Source organism: Colidextribacter sp. OB.20, from assembly GCF_009911595.1.
GTDB lineage: Bacteria > Bacillota > Clostridia > Oscillospirales > Oscillospiraceae > Lawsonibacter.
Window position 1 is genome coordinate 1 of the sequence record NZ_QWKG01000144.1, and the last position, 1,327, is coordinate 1,327.

At 49.8% G+C, this 1,327-nt stretch carries 1 protein-coding gene; it reads right to left on the reverse strand.

Translation table 11 applies throughout. From position 1 onward, the window contains the following. Positions 1 to 904 (reverse strand): reverse transcriptase/maturase family protein (locus tag D1641_RS18880; protein ID WP_243149490.1); only part of this gene is annotated, 904 nt, incomplete at its 3' end. Positions 905 to 1,327 lie beyond the last annotated feature (423 nt).

Sequence of the window (1,327 nt, forward strand, 5' to 3'; positions counted from 1 at the left end):
GGTCAAAGGGGTCGTGGCCGTTGGTCTGAAACATGATTTTCCGGCAGGATTTCATCGTCTGCAAAGCCTGCTCCGATTCATCCAAACGGCCCATATCCCGCAGTTCTTTATAGCGTTTCATCCAGTACAGGTACTTTCTGTGTATTTTCTCGTACTCCTTGCTGGGTTTTCGGTAACTCTCCTTCCTTTGGAATTCCAGCATCTTCCGTGCGATAAATTGGTCTAACTCGCTCATGTAGATATTGGCAAGAATAGGGCTCATACCAGACCCTTGAGGTGTTCCGCTATGGGTTGCGTGATAAGTCCACTGCTCCATATAGCCCGCTTTCAGGAACTTCCACATCAGGGAGAGAAAGGCTTCATCCTCGATGCGTTTGCGCAGCAGGTCAATGAGAACATGGTGGTCAAAACTGTCAAAGCAGCCCTGAATGTCTCCCTCGATAATCCACTTTATGCCACAAAAAGTCAGTTGAATTTCCTTTAACGCTGTGTGGCAGCTGCGGTGGGGTCGGAATCCGTGAGAGTATTTGGAAAATGCCGGTTCATAGATGGCTTCAAGCAGCATACGCACGACTTCTTCCACCAGTCTGTCATTTGCGGAGGGGATGCCCAGCGGACGCTTTTTGCCGTTTTTCTTCATGATATACGTCCGGCGGGCAGGCTTCGGCTGGTAGCTGCGGTCTTTGATGGACGCAATGATGGCTTCAATTCTCGCCATGCTCATTCCGTCCAGGGTGATTCCATCCGCGCCCGCCGTCATGCTGCCTTGAGATTTGGCAATATTCTGATAGGCCAGCAGATAGAATTCAGGGTTGTACAAATTCCGGTATAGCCGTTGAAACTTGTACGTTTTGTCGATTGCTTTTTGCTGGATACCTTTCAATACATGGATCGGTTCTCTCATAGTGCCTCTCGCACCGTCCTTTCTGTGTATTGAACATTAGACTGTCCCCCTTCGCCATGTGGACGGCATTACCGCCGCAGACTACTATGGGGACTCTGTTGCCATGGCGGATTTTCAGGGTCGATGCCCATAGCCCCAAATGAGAGGGCATTCCGCTTTAGGCAATCCACGTTTAGTACAGCTAAAACATGAGCATTTTATGTTTTCGGAATGTGACGTTCGCCGTTTTCCACTTTCCCGTGGCTGGATTTGTTCTGGAATATCCCACAGAGGCACCACAAATAAATGTCTCCGCCAGAACAGCGCCGAGTTTAGCTCCCATACGGCGCAGGCGCGCACTTGGCCCAATCTCCGGCTGTCATTCAAGCAGTTTAGCTTCCATCCTCATGCATAAATTTTCACCCTGTTTGCACCTTGTGACCC